We start from the raw sequence: 17,722 nt of genomic DNA, 5'->3' as shown, positions 1-17,722 counted from the left end.
ACGATCATAAGTCAAAGTAAGTCATATTTCTAAACTTAAATACACTAAGTTACAACCTGAACAGTTCGTTATACATGGGAGTAATATTATTTAAATAATATTATTAACAACGTAAGAACTCATTTAGCCTTTATATTTTAATTTTAATATCATCGAATATTAAAATTAAAATATAAAAACCAATAACAATTAAATCATTGAAATACAAAGAATAAATAGACATTATAAAAAATATTAAAAAATAGATTGATTTTGTCGTTATTTATTAATTAGAATTTTAAAAACTAATTAATCGAGATTAAATCATGGAATATTATTATAAAAATATCAGCACAGCTACACCTTTAAAAAACAAAAATATTAGACTTCACATTACTAAGAATGAAAAGGATGTTATAAAAGATACCGAAGCACGTGATGACTTAGCTATACGATCTCCGAGTGAAGTACTCATTAATAACCACGTCTACAACCGTTGTGTGAGTTCAATCTGTATTTACGCATCGACTGATTTACACGAAATCATCGATGCCATAGCCACAGCCATCCGATTTAAAAAGGAGTTGCTCATCTCAGGCCACCCGATAGATTTGATCGATATGCTCCCTATATTTCAAGAAGTCTACTTAACGTCTCAGGCATGTAAGCTAGACATCAACAGTGATGAGTTAATAGAGCATGCGTTCAAGCTGCTCAGAAAAGCTGTGCAAACGTCTTCTGCATCTATTGATTTTGTGAAGTCTTTTGCTTCAACATTCTTTGAAATCAGTGACGATGAGATCAATCAGCGTTTACGCTCCGTCAGGCTAAAGGAGAATGAAGCGATCACTCTGTCCCTGAACTTTTCAGAAGCAAAGACGGTTTCCTGTTTAAACAACATCGACTTATCGTTAAACCGAGTTAATGTTATCTCTGCTGAAACAGGGACGGGGAAAACAACGTATGTCATTGATAATTATCTTCGTGATCTTCTGAAAAAGGATTCGAACTTAAGAGTTGCCATCATTGCTCATAAAAACGAAATCAATAATAACATAAATTATAAGATCTCAACGCTGCTACCCAATGCGAAGGAAGCAAATCACAACACTAAGTCATTAAGAAAGCTTGAAGAGGCACAAATCATCGTTTCAACCACAAACTCACTGCCTAACATGCTGCAGTATGTACTCGGCTGCGATTTAGTTATCTTCGATGAGAGCGAAAAAGGCTTCTTATCACTCGACGGTAATCATTATAAAAATGAACGACTGAAAGCAAAATCATTTAACGCTTTAAAAACGGTCATCACCTACGCGAAGCAAGTTATCATGATGGATGCTGACAGCACTAACTGCATCACGGCTGAATTAGTTAAGTCTACAGGAATTCACGATTATCAGTTCTATAAAGTCGAGGGCGGAAAATATTCTGACATCAACATCAACCTCGTGAATAGAGATACCGTACTGAACGCAATCAGGAACGAAGATAACGCTTATCAGGTGATTGCTTTCGATAAGAAAGAAGCTTTGTACCAATATTTGTTTTCGATCGGCCTTAAATCTTCAGGTAAAGGCTGTGCTGAAAAAGCACTGGAAGCTGGGTATCTAGTGGTTACCCGTGATACTTGTAATACTGATGCTGTACGTAAATATCTAGCTACCCCAAACGTTTCATGTTTCTTGTACAAGCAAATCTTATACTCGCCCTACATCGATTCAGCAGTCAGTATCGAAACCAATTACACAGATAAGGTTTTAGTTATATCACATAGCATACTCACACCTAAGGGACTCATTCAGATGGGGAGAAGGTTTCGCCAAGCAAAGGAAATTACTTACGGTATTCAAACCGACAACGTTATCCCCTATGAGTACAAAAACATAGATTCTTCTGGTAAACCAATCAATAGTTCGTTTACTTTCGAACACATGCAGCACGTTATCCATCATATCTCGACGCATACGCGCCATAATATGCCTTTATCTTTAAAGCGCACCGCGACAGCGTTAGGTTTTCGAGTTAACGCTGAAGAATACTACGCAAAACAAGATGCCAATGAATCTCTGCTGCAAAAGCAGCTTGAAGAAGTATACAGGGCCTCAGTTAACGAATCGATTTATAACGCGCCTGAACATGTCACTGACCTGGATGAAGCTAATGAAGTCATTCAATCAGGCCAAGCAAACAACTTGCAACTGAGTGCTGCTGAAAAGAGAGTGATTTCAGAAAGGTTGCATATTCAAATTGATTATTTGACTGACGACGCAATCTCATTTTCTAGAAACAAAGCTTCGTTATTAGAACATTTGCAAGAATATACTGAGTGGCGCCAGACTAAAACATCAGACCAGCCCCTTTTTAATCTGATGAATGTTCTTTTTAAAACTTTAAACATATCTATTGAACGTATTGACCAGAAGCATTCTATCCCTAAATCCAGTTATTATGAAGCTTATGATATCATCAACCAGTTATTAAATGGTAATTCCGCACTCTGTAAAAAACTGAGTTCGATGAATACTATGTTGAAGCCCATCACTTCACAGTCACATTCTGAAGGCTATAAAACACGGGCAATAAATGATTTTCTTTCTAAACTCGGGTTTGACACTGAAGTTGATCATAAAACAAACGGGAATTATAGAAAGTATAACATCTGGTTAAATTCACACGCGTATCCATCGATACTCAATAAACATGATTATTATGAAACTTCACTTGATATAAAACAAGCTATTATGTAATCATTCTGTTCGGTTTTAAGCAATTCTACCTTTTAATCTATGAAAATGATTTTCGAAATGCAGTATCGGCGTAAAGAAAAGTTTATCTATAGACGTGATGAGATCTGCTCAATCTTTAGAAGTGATGATATTGAGCAGATCATTGCAAAAAACGACTACATCGTCAGTATTGATTTTGAGCGATTTGTTTACTTGCGTTCGACATTGCCGCCTGATTTCTTTGACAAACTAGCTTTGTCACTGCGAGAAGGCGAACTGTGTTATATATCTTTCGAAGATGCCCTTTCAAGATGGAGTGTTATCTCTCAGATCCCGATGATTTTAATTCTCGGCACAACGGGTGAATCGGGCTTTTATAAGACTAGATTTGGCAGTATTGAGTTTGTCCATGTTCCTCATAGTCGAGAGTTAATACTTTCAAATACGACCGAACCTTATTACGCCATTCGATTAGCTAAGAAATTTTTTGCTTTTGAAGATTTAAAACGGATTGATAGAAACATGCATCTTATCGATTACGAAGAACTCTATTGTGATGATTAAATAATTAAAATAATAAACCTTCACTTTTTATAGAATTTAATTGACTTTAATCATCATCAGTTATAATTTAAAAACAGACGTGTTAAACACCCCGCGTGTCACTTAATAAATCTACAATAAACGAAGTTTTTGGGGTAAGTTTATTAAGGATTTATTATGCAAAATTTGAAGAGCTATCAAGAACAGTCAAATAATCAAATTTCTTTGATTAACCGCCCTCTATTCACTAGTCATGACATTCGTTTAAACGGCAGAAAGTTACATATCACTTCGCCACTAGACCTGTGCCTTACTTTTGCACAATCTATGGAGCTAGTACTCCTTTCGTATGTAAAATTGAATGATGGTTCTGCTATTATGGCAACCTTTTCAAGCATGCTTCTATGTCAGATTGAAAGTGAGGAAGACATTTTAAACGTAGTGTTTGCTCTCAATAAATCTCACTTTAGAAATATAACTGATAATGGGCAACTTCAACTTTATCTTTTTGATGATGTTGATAACAACTCCGAAATAGATGGTTTCTGTTGTTCCTTCTCAATTAACGACTGGCTAAATCACGTTCAGCCTAATCGAACTTCATAAAATCGTGAACATTTCTCTTTGTTGTTCTTTTCCCAGATTGAACTATGCCAGCGTTTGCAAGCTGGCTTTACTTAGTAACTTACCTGTTTCACTTATAGACTTCAACAAGACCAGCGCCTTCTTTTGCCTGACAAACGTAAATTGATTCTTTCAGGCCCGTCGCAGCTTCATACTTAGATTCAACGGTTGCTTTCACTTCGTCAACCAGCGTTTGCGGAACCAATGCCACTACACAACCGCCGAAACCACCACCAGTCATACGTACGCCGCCCTGCTCGCCAATCACGTTTTTAACCATTTCAACCAGAGTGTCAATCTCTTTGACTGTAATATCGAAATCATCACGCATCGAAGCATGTGACTGAGCCATAAGTTCACTCATGCGTTTAATATTATGCGAACGGAGCGCTTTTGCCGCTTCGACTGTGCGATTGTTTTCAGTGATCACGTGACGCGCACGTTTTGCTACTATTTCATTTAGCTCATAGACTTTTTCGTTGAACTGCTCAATAGTCACATCTCGCAGTGCCTTAACTCCAAAAGTACGTGCCGCCTCTTCACATTGCTGACGACGCGTGTTGTATTCACTATCAACCAGACCACGCTTTTTATTCGAGTTGATGATCACGACCGCCATATCTGCTGGCATTGATACTAGCTCCGTTTCAAGGCTACGGCAGTCCAAAAGCATTGCGTGGTTTTCAAGACCTTCCGCGGAAATCATTTGATCCATGATACCGCAATTACAACCGACAAATTCGTTCTCTGCTTGTTGGCCATTAAGCGCGATTTCCGTCTGGCTGATTTCCAGATTGAATAACACTTTAAACGTTTGACCGATGACAACTTCAAGCGCCGCAGACGAGCTTAAACCCGCACCTTGCGGTACATTTCCGCTGACTGATATATCAGCGCCAGTGAAATAGTAACCACGATCAAGCAAGCACTTCACCACACCACGAATATAGTTCACCCACATTTTGTCTGCTTGAAAAGTGATATCCTGGCTAATATCGAATTCATCCACAGCATTGCCGTAATCAAAAGACACCACACGGACTAGATTGTCGTCACGCTTTGCGGCAGCAACGACAGTTTGGTAGTTAATAGCACACGGCAGGACAAAACCGTCATTGTAGTCAGTGTGCTCACCAATCAGATTGACGCGACCCGGCGCTTGGATGATATGGCTTGGTGCATAGCCCAATACTTGCTCAAAAGAAGCTTTCACATTTTGGATTAGATCTGACATAGTTAAATCTCGGTTTCAAATTGTATTTAGATCCCCGAACCCTTTGTTCATTCGCGCTCGTGAACCACTTGTTTGATTTTCTGTTTTTTAGGTTCTAGGATCCTAGAACCTACTAAATCACTGCTCTTTGTAGTGAACGTAACTTAAATCACGCAGACGCTGTGACGCTTGCTCTGCAGTTAAATCTCGTTGGCTTTCTGCCAACATTTCATAACCCACCATAAATTTACGAATTGTCGAGCTGCGTAATAGTGGCGGGTAAAACAGCGCATGCAGCTGCCAATGGTCAACATCTGTGCCTTCTTCGAAGAACGGCGCGTAATGCCAGCCCATCGAGTAAGGGAAAGAGCACTGGAACAAGTTGTCGTAACGGCTGGTCAACTTTTTGATAGCCATAGCGAGATCATCTCGTTGCTCATCGTTCAACTCACACATGCGGCGAATGTGTGTTTTTGGAAGCAACATGGTTTCGAATGGCCAGGCCGCCCAGTAAGGTACAACCGCAACCCAGTGTTCGGTTTCAACAACAATTCGTGAGCCGTCTTTTAACTCAGCCTGAACGTAATCAACCAGTAGGTTGCTTCCTTTCTCTTGGTAATACGCTTTTAGGTTATGCTCTTTACGTTCGATCTCATTAGGTAAAAAGCTGTTCGCCCAAATCTGCCCGTGTGGGTGTGGTTGAGAACACCCCATGGTCTCACCCTTGTTTTCAAAAGCTTGAACCCAGATGAAATCTTTACCTAACTCTTCAATTTGCTCATTCCATGTATCAATCACATCCCGAATTTTATTCACTGGTAGTTCTGGCAACGTTTTGCTGTGATCCGGTGAGAAGCAGATTACTCGGCTCAAACCACGTACCCCCTGAGTTTTGAATAATGGGTTGTCCGACTCAGGTGCATCTGGTGAATCCACCATCAGAGCCGCAAAATCGTTATTGAACACATAGGTTCCTTGGTAATCAGGGTTCACGTCACCTGAAATACGTTCGTTGGTCGGACAAAGGAAACACTTGCCGTCGTAAGTCGGCAGTTCGTCCATCGCAGGCTTTTCATCAGCACCACTCCATGGACGTTTTGCCCGGTGTGGTGATACCAAAACCCATTGACCAGTCAACGGGTTGTAACGACGGTGTGGATGATCCACTGGATTAAATTCAACATTCGACATCTTATTTACTCAACTTTCAAAATACGTTCTTTTCACTGCACATCTCGATGAGACTGGATCTGCAGATCGGCTTAAATTACTCAGCGGAATAACCTTGAGGATTATTTGATTGCCATAACCAGGTATCCGCCGTCATTTCCGTAACACTACGTGTTGCTTTCCAGCCAAGGTCTCGCTCTGCCTTTTCAGTGCTCGCCCAACACTCAGCGATATCACCGGGTCTGCGCTGGCAAAGCTCGTAAGAAACTGGATTACCACAAGCCACGCCAAATGCCTCAACCATTTCGAGCACGCTTGAGCCTTTACCTGTACCGAGGTTATAAATGTGTAGTCCTGACTTTGCGCCTACGGATTTGAGTGCAGCAATGTGGCCATCAGCTAAGTCCATAACGTGGATATAGTCACGAACTCCCGTACCATCCGGTGTTGGGTAATCGTTTCCAAAAACAGACAGTTTTTCACGACGACCAACGGCAACTTGGGCAATAAATGGCATCAGGTTGTTTGGAATACCTTGTGGATCTTCTCCCATAGTGCCAGACGGATGAGCACCAACTGGATTAAAGTAACGCAGCCAAGTGATACTCCAATCATTTTCAGCATTGAACAGATCACGCAGACACTCTTCCACCATGTATTTACTGCGGCCATATGGATTGGTAGTTGTGCCAGTTGGCGAATCTTCAGTGATAGGTACGATGTCCGGGTCGCCGTAAACCGTTGCAGATGAACTAAACACAATACTTTTTACGGCCGCTTTACGCATGCTGCGTGCCAATACCAGTGAGCCATTGACGTTGTTGTCATAATATTCCAATGGTTTAACGACCGACTCGCCCACCGCTTTTAAGCCAGCAAAGTGAATCACAGCTTGGATTTCGTGTTTCGTAAATACCGAATCCAGGAAGTCTTCATCCCGAACGTCGCCTCGATAAAACGTAGGTTGCTTGCCTGTTAACGCTTCAATTCTGCTGAGAACTTCGACCTTGGCATTGCACAAGTTGTCAATGATGATTGGATCCATTCCCGCTTCAATCATCTGCACGCATGTGTGACTGCCGATGTAGCCCAGACCACCTGTAACAAGAATTTTCACTTTTGCTTCTCCTTGAATAATTTCAAATTAGTTAGTTTCGTAGTTAAACTTTGAAAACCGCCACGTCTTTCGTTAGTGCTGAAGAAACTCGGCTGATATCTCCATGAACACTCGCGATAGCATTTGCACTGTGAGTAATTTCATCGCTCAAAGATTTAGACAGCTCAATCTCCGAGTTCAGCTTCTTCATCATTTCACACTGAATATCTGACGCTTGGGAAATGCCAGAATTGATGGTATTGATTTCACTAACGGCACTCTCAACCAGTTGAATTTGATCAATAACTTCTAACGTACGATTTCGACTTAGCTCGCTGCTTTTTAGAACTTGAGACATTTGTCCAATAAGTTGCTCCGACGAGTCGGAAAACTGAACAAGAAATTCATCAATCTCAATGGTGCTGCTTCGAGTTTTCGACGCGAGCATTCGAACTTCTTCAGCGACAACAGCAAAACCCTTTCCTGACTCACCAGCTCTTGCAGCCTCAATGGAAGCATTTAACGCTAATAAATCAGTTTGATCGGCAATTTTCTGAATAGAACTTAGAATGCTACTGATCCCCTGAGAGACAGTATCCATCACGCCGATTGAGGAAGATATTTTGTCAGTGTTCTCACCTAAGGTGATCACAATATTTTCAGCAATATTGCCTTTAACGACCGCTTCACTCACCCGACTACTTACTTGCTGCGCTAACTCCATTGCTTGTTGAGTTTGTTGCTGAATATCTAATGATGACAGTCGAATATCATTTATAGCATCAGACAGACTCTCACTTTGCTTGCTGTAACGGGAGACAGTAGAAACATTCCGTCCAATTTGAACATCAAGTTCTTCTCTGGCGACGTTTGACCTGGATATTTTTTTAAATAAAGCCTGTAGATTATCTATAAAACAATTCACTGAGTTAGAGATATGGCCTATTTCATCTTGGCGATTAATATTAATTCGTTGGGTTAAGTCCGCATCATGACCTGCCAAATTCTCCACTAAATTCTTTAACTTAGATAGCGGGTTTAATTGAAAATTAAGAATTATCAAACTAATAACCAGCATAATAAAAGCGCAAAGTGACATATACTTTGTAATATCTTGGTTTATACCATCGATAATCTTTTTGATATATCTGTAGTCAATATACGAGCGTAAATACCAATTTGAACCAGCAACAGTAACAACATCAGTTTGCTTTAATTCTAAATTTAACTTTCCAGTTGAATAAATAGAATTGCTTTGTTCATCGAGTAGTTCAAAGTAAACGCCTGGAACACTATAGCGCTGTATAAGTTCCCCAATCAAACTCAAGTTGATAGTGAAAAAATCTACTACACTATGTTTCTTTTTCGAAATAATTACTTTTGCCTGACCACTTTCAGAAAAAATTTGTGTTATTTTTATGCCTTCTTGATGGTCACGAGCCAAATCGATATAATATTGGGATTGCTCTTTATCTAAGCTTCCTTTATCACTTAATGCAGTCTTATTGACAAGCTTGACAACTTGTTCATAACCTAGTTTTTGCTTAGTATCACGAATACCAATTACGCCAAAATCAAGGCTCTCTATCACCGATATATCGCGTTCGATTGACTGTTTAATTTCACTGCTAATCAATCTTACATTGCTAACCATACGACTGTCGTATGAGTTATTGATGTAATCACCAATAATATATTTAACACTAAAGTAAGCAGTTACGATAGTAATTATTAATGATATTCCAAATAAGATTATAATCTTATTTTTTAACGACAGTGGTTTCATACATCAGTCCATGTAAAAAGGCTCTTGAAATGGAAATATAGACATATTTTCCGCCCCCTCCGGCTGAATACGACCCAATTCAAGAGCAAATGGCAAAGGATTTCGATGTGATAGGCCAGAATGGAGCTAAACAGGCCTATCTAAGTAGTAAAATGGCAATTTCTATTTATTACCACCAAGCCTCAATTTGTACACCGTAGTTGATGGTGTCGTTGCTCTTATTGTTGTCAAATGAGTCGCCCTCATTGTCTTTCAAATAAGTCGCAAAGAATCGGATTTCTGGACGAGCGAAGAAAGACTCTCCCGTTGAGATGGCGTGTGCGATAGTGAATTTTGTGCCACTAAACTTGTCTTCGGAGCCTGAATCCCAAGTTTTTTCTTGGTCAAAGTAGCCGACCTCTAACATAGTCTTATTGTATGGCGACCAGTTGTAAGTTGGACGAGCTACAAATGAGAACAACTCTTCCTTATCTAACCAGTCCCCATGATCTTTCACGTTACCGTAAGTTAGAACATGGTTGATCACGACATTCTCGCCTAAGTTCAAATCACCAGTACTGATAAAGCGGAACCCTTTTGCATCGCTGACATCACCACTCCAGATGTCATACCAGCCCCCCCCTTGTGAGATAGCGTTCTGTGCAAGTCCTTTGTCCATATATTGGAGCACAAACTTGTTATACCCCAATGAAAAACTCTGGCTAAGTTCAGCAGTTAACATTAAACCGTTATCGAAGTTCTCAGCGGCGTCTTCTTGCTCATCCGTTGGGTTAACCATTGCATAGTCAACACCGAATTCAGTCCAGGAGCCTTCCCATGGGCTAAAGCCAGCGTAACGTAAATCTAAGAAGTAAGTATTCAAATCTCCGTAACTCGTTTTATTGCCAGTATCATCCCACTCGGCCAACTCATTATCGGCTCGGATAACCGCTGCTGAAATCGCACCGGTATTTAACTTGATGTTTTCGATACCCACACCGTAGCCAGAAATATTCCAGTATTTAGTGTCTATAATGTGGATATCATGACGTTGATAAAAGCGTTTACCAGCCCAGATAACGGCATCAGGAGAAGATGGGATATAGCCTTTAGCTTGAACATTTAACTGCTTAATACCAAAGTTGGCACTGTCATCTTTACTATTTTCAGACTCTAGGTTCCCCTCCGATGACATTTCAAACATACTTTCAAAGTACATTGAACGACCATCTGCATTAAATAACTCTTGGCCTAATCCAATTTCCGAATAAGTATCAAACTCATTACCCAAGCGACCCAATGTCGTTTTATAAAACTCATCTCCTCCTTTGGTACCGCCTCCATCAGCACTGGCTCCCAAACCAGCACGTACGTAACCGTAGAAATCGACTGCTGAAACTTGAGTGGCGAATAAAGAACCTAAAATAGCGACTGTCAATGTTGCTTTTTTCATTTTAATTTCCTTTTGTATTACTTTTGAGTTATTGGCTGGGTAAATATCGCCATATCCTTTGTTTAGGCAATACTTACCCGTAAGATGAATTTCATCTTATTTTTAAATATTGTTATTCATTGCCCGCCTAAATAATCAGGCGGGATAGCTATTTATAATTTCTGATAACGATGACTTGATAGGGTTGAAGTTTAATATTCTCCTGAATATCGTCACCTGTACTTGCATTTATCCAATTCCCGTGCGGAACTTTCAAATCTCGCGGATCATTCAAAAAGTTCATAATGAACAAATAGCGAGACTGTTCATCTTCACGAGTTGTCACTGACACCCCGTAAGGCACGTTTTCAATTGGCTTGCGGATTCCATGTAAATTAGCAAGAGAGATGTAAAATAACTCGTTAAACTCTGTCTCTGTACGTGCAGCGATGTAATAAGCACAACCTTTACCAAGCTGGTTCTTAGTAATGACCGGACAAGCATCAAATAGATCCTCACGGTAATAAGCCAGAGCGTCTGCCGTCTCTAAATGAATATGTTCCATTAAGTGCTTGGCCTTAAATTCACCACTGAAGCCAAAACCAGAGTGCGTTTCCATTTCAAACAATACGCGTTCATGGTCATAGAGTGAGTCAATCTCTTCAGTCCAAATACCCAACGTGCGGCGCAATGGGCTGCCTTCTCCACCAGGGAAACCTCCCAAGAAGCACAGGTCATTCTGATCAACGATGCCACTCCAATAAGTCGCGACTAACGTCCCACCCTGCTCCACAAATGCTTCCAGACGTTCTGCTACGCCAGGTTTTATTAAGTACAGCATAGGTGCAACAATGATCTTGTAAGGAGTAAAATCACATAGCTGCTCTATAATGTCGCAGCTAATACCTTGCTGCCAAAAACCTCGATAATGGTCACACACGGTTTGCTCGTAGTGCATGCCTTCATTGCGAGGACCTGAAGCATCATCCATTGCCCAACGGTTTTCCCAATCAAAAATGATCGCCACTTCGGCCTGCGTGTTCGTTCCCGCCACATCATTAATTTGTTTAAGATACTCACCAACGGCTGTCACTTCTCGACCAGTGCGAGTATTTGCATGACCAACGTGGTCGATCACCGCACCATGGAACTTCTCTACAGAGCCGCGGCTTTTTCGCCACTGGAAGTACTGAACAGAATCAGAGCCATGAGCGACTGCTTGCAATGAGGAAAGCAGATGGACACCGTCTTTTTTGAGCTTAGTGATTGGCTGCCAGTTAGTTTGGCTTGGGGTTGATTCCATGAGTAAAAATGGCTGGTTTTTCAGTGTGCGCATCAAATCATGGTACATCCCGGTATAGCAAGCGAGCGCAACTTCATCGCCGTCACGGTGCCAAAGCGGATAGCTGTCCCAAGAAACAACATCAATTGACTTTGCCAATTCCCAATAGTTGTAGTCGTAAAAGTACTCCATGAAGTTTGCCGTCGTAGGCAGATCAGGATTAATCGACTTGAGCGGTGCAATCTCGTGCTCACAGAAGTTCGAGACGCGGTCAGTACAGAATCGTTTCCAATCTAACTTCAGTGCGTGAACGGAGTTCTCACCAACGGGAGATGGTGATTCAATTTGTTCCCAACTGGTGTAAGTATGACTCCAGAACGCACTCCACCACAGCTTATTAAGATTGTATAGGGAGCCGTATTTGTTTTTCAGCCACAAACGAAACTCTTCTTGGCAGTAATTACAGTGACAATCGCCGCCATATTCGTTTGAAACGTGCCAGCCTATCACCGCAGGATGTTGACTGTAACGTTCAGCCAATTTAGCGTTCATGATGCTCACTTTCTCACGGTAATTCGGTGAGCTGTAACAATGGTTATGACGTTCTCCATGCAGTTGTTTAATACGTGCGCTGTTGACTCGAAGGACGTCAGGGTATCGTTCAGACAACCAGGCAGGACGCGCGCCACTCGGTGTCGCCAGGAATACAGAAATCCCATTGTCTGCCAAGTTATCCAGTACGTTATCGAGCCATTCAAACTGAAACTCACCTTCAACAGGCTCAAGAGCAGACCAACTGAAGATACCGACAGACATAACGTTACAATTCGTCTGCTTCATCAGTTCAATATCTTTCGCTAAAATATCAGGTCTGTCTAACCATTGCTCAGGGTTGTAATCTGCTCCATGGAGCAAGCCTTTTATCTTTGGAATGATGTGTTTTTTATTGTTCATTATTGACCTTTAAATACTTTCAATGACGGTAGTGCGTTACCTTCAAAATCAAACAGTGCTTGGTTCTCCCATGAATTGCCCATGTCCCATTTGTCCCCGCTATAGTCCATGCCAGCGCCTGTTGACCAGGTTGCCCCATCGATTGGTAACCATGCGGGTTCCCAGTAATAAATCCCTAAACCTAGTTCGTTAGGCAGTTCATTCAACAGCGTCATGATGTCAGCCAGGTATTGCGCCTGGCCCTCAATTGACACACTGTAGCCCTCAATCGGCCCCGCCTCGGAGTAGCTATTACCTAACGAATCACCATTCTCAGTGGTAAACGGGAAAGACGTTTCGACCAAGACAACAGGCTTGTTGTAGCGACTGATGACGTCATTCATATTGGCTTTTACTTTGTCAATTGGGCCGTGCCACCACGGGTAGTAAGACATACCAATCACATCAAAATCGACACCACGCTGGGTGATTTCATCAAACCACCAACGGAAAAGACCGTTATCACCGGCTTCAGCGAGGTGCAACATGATTTGAATGTCTTTACCACTGTCGTTGTCGTGAACCGCTTGGATGCCGGTTTTTAAAAGCAGTGACAGGCGGTCGAACTCCTTACCATCTTGACCCCAACTCTTACCCTCCGGCCAAAGCATGCCACCATTCAGTTCGTTACCAACTTGAACCATGTCTGGCACGACACCCGCAGCTTGGTGTGCTTTCATCACCTCTGCTGTATAGTCGTAGACTTTCTGTGTTAGGTTCTCAAACGTAAGTTGCTCCCACTCTTTTGGCTTTTGTTGCTTTTTAGGGTCAGCCCAAAAGTCGCTGTAATGGATATCAAGCAGGAATGACATACCGTTTTCTTGTGCGCGTTTACCAAGCTCAATGGAACGCTCTAACGTGTTATTACCGCCACCAAATACATCACCAGTGGCTGACATTGGGTCTACCCACAAACGTGCGCGAATAGAATTAACTCCACTATCTTTTAATATTTTAATCAGATCTTTTTCATTGCCAACTTGGTAATATTTCCCACCCAATTTTTCTATTTCAGGCAACATGGAGATATCCATACCACGAATAAAATCAGCTCTCAGTGTTGGAGCAGTTATAACAGGAGCAGTTATAACAGTATTATCCACATCAGCATTAATATCAGAGCTGTTATTATTTGAAGTATTTACAGATTGACAGCCAGCCAAAGCCACTGCCGCACTAATAAGTGCAACCTTAAATTTTGTATTCATATTTTTCTCTCTAGTATTAGCCTTTTGTACTACCTGCTGTTAAGCCAGATACAAAGTATTTTTGTAGTGATAGATAAAGAAGCGCTACAGGTATTGAAATAAGCACAGCACCCGCTGCATATGTGGTATAACTCGCCCCCATTTTTTCTACGACCAAATTATATAAACCGATAGGTAACGTATAATTTTCAGGTGTTCTTAGAATAGTTGTAGCGAGAATAAAATCGCCTAGAGGACCCGTGAAAGAGAATAAGGCTACTACTGCAATAATTGGTTTTGAAATAGGCAGTATGATTTCCAAAAAAATACGGATATTACTCGCACCATCCATTTTTGCTGATTCATCCAGGTCTTTCGGTATCGCGTCCAAGTAACCTTTCATTAAATACGTGTTCATCGGGATCATGCCACCAACATAAACCAGTACTAATGCAAGATGGCTATTAATCAATCCCAACATCTGAGCTAAGACAAATATCGCAATTAGGGCGGAGAATTGCGGGATCATCTGCAACAGAAGGAACAGCATTAGACCATTTTTCCTTCCTTTAAAGCGAAAGCGTGAAAACGCATATGACGTACATGACACACTGATCAGCGTTAGTACCATGGTCAAAAAGCTGATTTTCAAACTATTCCAGAACCAGGTCAGGTAAGCTACTTTGTCATTAGCAAACAAAGTGGCATAATGACTCAGAGTCGGGTTATCCGGGAATATGGACTCACCCATGATACTGTTACCTGGATAGAATGACGCTCCAACCGTCCACACTAACGGGTAAATAATGATCACTGATACCAACAAAATTAGGCCGTAACTCAATGTCAATCGGATGCGATTACTACGTTTAATACTCATATTTTTATCTCGCTTCTTCTTTGAATGACTTGGTCATACGGAATTGCCAAAGAGCAATGCCCACAACAAAAATCGACAGTAATAAAGTGATTGCAGATGCAATACCGTATTGCGATGAGGACATCGTCAGTTTATAAATCCATGACACCAAGATATCGGTGCCGCCCGCGTTACTACCAATGACAGCAGGACCACCATTGTTAAACAGATAAATAATATTGAAGTTGTTAAAGTTAAACGTATATTGAGTAATCAAAATTGGAGCGATTGAGTACAGAACCAGCGGTAAAGTGATGGTTCTTAACTGCTGGAGTTTACTTGCACCGTCCATCGTCGCAGCTTCATAAAGATCATTAGGGATCGCCTGTAGAACCCCCGTTGTCATGGCGAATACAAATGGGAAACCTAACCAGGTTTGGATCATGATGAGCGCGACTTTCGTCCAGAATGGGTCTGTCAGCCAAGCTTTAGGCTCAATACCAAAGAAGTCGAGAATCACGTTGTTGATGACACCAAAGCTGTCGTTAAACATCCCGGTAAAAATAAGGATGGTAACAAAGCCCGGTACCGCCCAAGGAAGAATAAAGATAGTACGGATCAGAGGCTTAAATTTAAGGTCTTTTTGGTTAACCAGAATCGCCAAAAGAACCCCGACTGTACATTGCAATGTTGATGCAACTAATGTCCAAACGACCGTCCACTGCAACACATCGATAAAGGTGTTACGCCACAAGTTAATTTGGAAAATGTTGAAGAAGTTCTTCAATCCAACCCAGTCCACCAGCTTCGCAGGCGGTGAGTTGTAAAGGTTGTAGTTAGTAAAACCAATCGCAAAACCAAAGATGATCGGAAACACAACAACAAAGACTAAAAGGATAAAACCCGGACTTATCATCAGATACGGGAAGCCAGCATTGATGACATTGCGATACTGAACACGAAGTGAGTTCAGTGGGCGGCCTTCATCAAGCAGTTGACCGTTTTTGTAGGCGTCATTAATGCTGAGTACATAAACCGCTAAACCAAATACCACCACTAGCGAAGCAATAATGCCTTCTGCGAGTAGGAAAACTGAGTTGTCCTCTGGTAGGTTTTCGCCAAGTGTGACAAGCCCCCACATACCGTGGGAAATAAAATCACGAGTTACTGCATAAAAACTTGTTAGCAAGATGAAGAACATCATGCCTTTTACAAACTGTCGATTATAAAACTGGCCAAAGCCAGGAATTACTGAAAATAAAGAGGCAGTAAACCGTTGGGATCGATACAGCCCCGAGTTATGCTCAAAATGTTCACTCATGTCAGACATCACTTACAACTCCATTTCGGAAAACTTCTGGCGTCTGTCAGCCCCAGCCCAAGATGGTTATATAGGGCCGACAATTGCTTTCGCCAGAACAATATCTTTAAATTATTGGCCCATCATTGCGTGGTTAGCTTCTATTTGCATATTGATGCTGTCTACTGCAGAGTCGAGTGCACTTTTCGCATCTTGTTTATTCGTTGCAATCAACTGAAGTGCGCTGTTCGCAGGGCCCCACACTTCGTTCATTTCAGGAATGGAAGGCATAGACGTAGCGTGAATGGATTGCATCGCCACTGCACTTGCACCTGGGTCATTCTTGATAACAGGATCGTCTACCAATTTTGTCACTGCCGGAACCTCTCCAGTTAATTCAAAACGGCGCTTCGCATTGTCATAGTTATTGACGAACGTAATAAACTCTTGCGCTAATGGTTTGTTTTTCGAGAAAGTGGAAATGCTGTAACTCTTCACGCCCATAAATGACCCCATTTGCTCACCAGATGGCAATTTTGGAAGTGGGGCTACACCATAGTTGATCCCTGCTTCTTTGTAAGGCTGGAGCGCCCAAGGACCAGTTTGAACAATCGCTGCTTTGCCCGACGTGAATAGTGAATCGATAGCATTAAGCCCGTTATTACCAATGATGCCTGTAGGGAATACTTTAGAGTCATAGAACTTCTGAATGAATTTCGCGCCTTCTACTGCCCCTGGAGTATTCAATAATATTTTATTAGGATCATACGAACCGTCGTCTTTTTTAGCGAAAACATCACCACCCATACCGTTTAAAATTCCGTAGGTGTAATAAAGCTCATCCCATTTTGCTAGCAAACCGTATTTATTTTCTTCGCGAAACTTCTTAGACAGCTCAAATATTTCGTCCATCGTTTCTGGTAGCTCAGCAATAAGATCTTTGTTGTAAACCATAAATACGGTTTCAACGGATTTTGGCAAGCCGTATAGCACGCCATTGTAAGTCAATGCGTTAATAGAAGATTGACTAAATGTATCGGTAACGGCTTTATCGACCTGAATTGGAGCAAGTAAACCTTGGATAACCGCCCCACCGATCTGATCATGTGGGATCAAGACGACGTCAGGGCCAGTACCTGCTGGGCCATCCATGCGCAGAGATTCGACCTGACCGCCATATGGCATTTCAAGCACATTCACTTTCACATCATGTTTCTTTTCAAACGCTGCGACCGCCTCTTCATTACCCAAAGACTTTTGAATGTCTTCCCAGACTAATAAGGACTGCTGCGCTAACGCCATTGGCGAACAAAATAGAGCGGTAACTGCAAGAGCAGATAGTTTTTTACTAAATTTATTATTATCCATAAAGTTTCACGCCTTTTCGTTTTGGTAAAAATAATTTATGGTGCAAATATGCTCCTTTGTGTTATTTTTTCCATACAGGCTATTCATTGATGTGATTTAAATCACTAAAGCTAGCAGTTATTGTGATTAATCAGACAAGTGAGAATAAAATTTACTAAATAAAAATCGAATTAGATCACATA

The 17,722-nt window shown here is 41.4% G+C and carries 13 protein-coding genes; 3 read left to right on the top strand and 10 right to left on the bottom strand.

The window, feature by feature from the left end; all coding sequences use genetic code 11:
- Positions 1-305 precede the first annotated feature (305 nt).
- From ACF8EG_RS23135 to ACF8EG_RS23125, 3 genes are all read left to right on the top strand, one after another.
- Positions 306-2,729, top strand: coding sequence for a DEAD/DEAH box helicase family protein (locus ACF8EG_RS23135; protein WP_025789570.1), 2,424 nt, complete (start codon positions 306-308; stop codon positions 2,727-2,729).
- A gap of 57 nt (positions 2,730-2,786) precedes the next feature.
- Positions 2,787-3,272, top strand: a complete 486-nt coding sequence (locus ACF8EG_RS23130) for a hypothetical protein (RefSeq protein ID WP_033007198.1) — start codon at positions 2,787-2,789, stop codon at positions 3,270-3,272.
- Positions 3,273-3,428: 156 nt separating this feature from the next.
- Positions 3,429-3,857, top strand: coding sequence for a hypothetical protein (locus ACF8EG_RS23125; protein WP_025789572.1), 429 nt, complete (start codon positions 3,429-3,431; stop codon positions 3,855-3,857).
- 88 nt (positions 3,858-3,945) lie between these two features.
- Here the strand turns inward: ACF8EG_RS23125 and galK are convergent, their stop codons facing one another.
- The 10 genes from galK to ACF8EG_RS23075 all read right to left on the bottom strand — a co-directional run bounded on the left by galK (position 3,946) and on the right by ACF8EG_RS23075 (position 17,540).
- The gene (gene galK / locus ACF8EG_RS23120) at positions 3,946-5,109 is read right to left on the bottom strand and encodes a galactokinase (protein ID WP_025789573.1); all 1,164 of its coding nucleotides are present in this window, start codon (positions 5,107-5,109) and stop codon (positions 3,946-3,948) included.
- Positions 5,110-5,226: 117 nt separating this feature from the next.
- Complete coding sequence (locus tag ACF8EG_RS23115) at positions 5,227-6,279, bottom strand: UDP-glucose--hexose-1-phosphate uridylyltransferase (protein ID WP_025789574.1); 1,053 nt, start codon at positions 6,277-6,279, stop codon at positions 5,227-5,229.
- A gap of 76 nt (positions 6,280-6,355) precedes the next feature.
- Positions 6,356-7,375 carry a UDP-glucose 4-epimerase GalE gene (gene galE / locus ACF8EG_RS23110; protein ID WP_025789575.1) on the bottom strand — a complete coding sequence of 340 codons (1,020 nt, stop codon included), beginning with the start codon at positions 7,373-7,375 and terminating at the stop codon, positions 6,356-6,358.
- Between the two features lie 43 nt (positions 7,376-7,418).
- A complete protein-coding gene (locus ACF8EG_RS23105) occupies positions 7,419-9,140 on the bottom strand; it encodes a methyl-accepting chemotaxis protein (protein WP_077201842.1) in 1,722 nt (573 codons plus the stop codon).
- A gap of 169 nt (positions 9,141-9,309) precedes the next feature.
- Positions 9,310-10,572 (bottom strand): maltoporin, encoded by a 1,263-nt coding sequence (locus tag ACF8EG_RS23100; RefSeq protein ID WP_031501606.1) that lies wholly within the window; start codon positions 10,570-10,572, stop codon positions 9,310-9,312.
- A gap of 148 nt (positions 10,573-10,720) precedes the next feature.
- Positions 10,721-12,787 (bottom strand): beta-galactosidase, encoded by a 2,067-nt coding sequence (locus ACF8EG_RS23095; protein ID WP_025789578.1) that lies wholly within the window; start codon positions 12,785-12,787, stop codon positions 10,721-10,723.
- Positions 12,787-14,034, bottom strand: coding sequence for a glycosyl hydrolase 53 family protein (locus tag ACF8EG_RS23090; RefSeq protein ID WP_025789579.1), 1,248 nt, complete (start codon positions 14,032-14,034; stop codon positions 12,787-12,789). Before ACF8EG_RS23090 ends, ACF8EG_RS23095 begins: the two co-directional genes overlap by 1 nt.
- 16 nt (positions 14,035-14,050) lie before the next feature.
- On the bottom strand, positions 14,051-14,764 hold the full coding sequence (locus ACF8EG_RS23085; protein ID WP_269465938.1) for a sugar ABC transporter permease: 714 nt from the start codon (positions 14,762-14,764) through the stop codon (positions 14,051-14,053).
- A gap of 133 nt (positions 14,765-14,897) precedes the next feature.
- Positions 14,898-16,202, bottom strand: a complete 1,305-nt coding sequence (locus tag ACF8EG_RS23080; RefSeq protein ID WP_025789581.1) for a sugar ABC transporter permease — start codon at positions 16,200-16,202, stop codon at positions 14,898-14,900.
- A 102-nt stretch (positions 16,203-16,304) separates the two neighbouring features.
- Positions 16,305-17,540 carry an extracellular solute-binding protein gene (locus ACF8EG_RS23075; protein ID WP_025789582.1) on the bottom strand — a complete coding sequence of 412 codons (1,236 nt, stop codon included), beginning with the start codon at positions 17,538-17,540 and terminating at the stop codon, positions 16,305-16,307.
- Between the last annotated feature and the right edge of the window lie 182 nt (positions 17,541-17,722).

Source organism: Vibrio sp. YQ_11 (assembly GCF_043103065.1).
GTDB lineage: Bacteria > Pseudomonadota > Gammaproteobacteria > Enterobacterales > Vibrionaceae > Vibrio > Vibrio parahaemolyticus.
The sequence above is the reverse complement of the archived record's forward strand: the minus strand, read 5'-3'. Positions and strand labels throughout refer to the sequence as shown.